Here is a 1,318-nt window from a genome sequence, read left to right as displayed (position 1 = left end):
ACCGAACGCATCCGGGGCATCGTCACCCAGGTCCAGGAGAGCAGCCGGACCGTGGTCGAGGCCATCGAGAGCAGCCACGAGCGCACCGGTGTCGCCCAGAGTCGGGCCCATGAGGCCGAGCACGCGCTGGAGACGCTCATCGGCGGGATCGAGCAGATCGCGGACCTTACCGCGCAGATCGCCACCGCGACCGAGGAGCAGACCTCGGTGTCCGAGGAGATCAACCGCAACATCGCCGGTGTCAGCGAGGTGGCCACCAGCAGCGCGACCTCGATGACGCAGGTCACCGGGGCGAGCGACGAGCTCGCCCGGATCGCCGGCGACCTGGAGACGGTGGCGGCGCGCTTCCAGCTGTAGGCGGGTGAGGCGGTGGTCAGGCCGTGCGGAAGCGCTCCACGCGGCGGGCGAGCTCCGCGGCCTGGGTGCGCAGGGACTCGGCGACCTCGGCGTTGGCCTCGCTGCTCGATGTGGTCTGGGTGGCGATCCCGCTCACCGCCTCGAGCTGGCGGCGCAGCTCCGCGCCCACCCGGGTCTGCTCCTCGGAGGCGGTGGCGATGCGCTCGGTGTGCTCACGGATGTGCCGGGCGCCGGTGGCGATGTCGCCGAACGCCTCGTTGGCGTGGCCGGTCTCCTCCCGCGCCGCCTGGGCGGAGCTCAGGCTGTGCGCCATCGCCTCGCGGCTCTCGTTGGCGAGGCGCTGGAGCTCGGTGACGCTGGTCTGGATATTATCGGTGGACTGGCTGCTGCGCTGGGCGAGAGCCCGGACTTCCTCGGCCACGACGGCGAAGCCTTCGCCGGCGCTGCCCGCCCCGGCCGCCTCGATCGCGGCGTTCAGCGCCAGCAGGTTGGTCTGACGGGCGATGCTGTCGATGACCTCGACCACCTCGCCGATGGTCTCGCAGTGGCCGTTGAGCGCCTCCAGCCGTTCGGCGGTCTCGCCGAGGTCCCGCTCCGCGGCGCGTACCCCCACCAGCCCGGCCTCCAGCCGCCCGCGGCCGTCGCGGATACGGGCGTCGACGTCGGCGGTGGTGTCGTCGGCCTCGCTCGCCGCGGCGGCGACCTCCTCGACCGCGCCGGCGCTCTGGGTGGCCGCGGTGACCGCCTCCTCCAGGCGTTCGTCCTGCCGCCGGGCCCCATCCAGGGTCTCGTTGCTGCGCCGGTAGAGGGCGTCGGCGGCCTCGCCCAGGGCGCTGTCGGCGGCGCGAATGGCGTCCACCGAGCCGGCGAACTCGGCGAAGCTGCGCTCCAGTGCCCGGCTCATGCGGCCGATCTCGTCGTTGCGCGGCCACGCCACCCGCGCGGTGAGGTCGCCGCCGGC

Annotated in this window: 2 protein-coding genes; one reads left to right on the top strand and one right to left on the bottom strand. The window is 73.7% G+C overall.

All coding sequences use genetic code 11. From position 1 onward, the window contains the following. The coding region (locus G7A99_RS19940; protein WP_371807642.1) for a methyl-accepting chemotaxis protein at nt 1-357 on the top strand (357 nt) is incomplete at its 5' end. 16 nt (nt 358-373) lie between these two features. Here G7A99_RS19940 and G7A99_RS19935 read toward each other — a convergent pair. Continuing rightward, the coding region (locus G7A99_RS19935) for a methyl-accepting chemotaxis protein (protein ID WP_163143533.1) at nt 374-1,318 on the bottom strand (945 nt) is incomplete at its 5' end.

It is taken from the genome of Arhodomonas sp. KWT, assembly GCF_010993615.1.
This window is presented reverse-complemented; position numbering and strand designations above follow the sequence as displayed.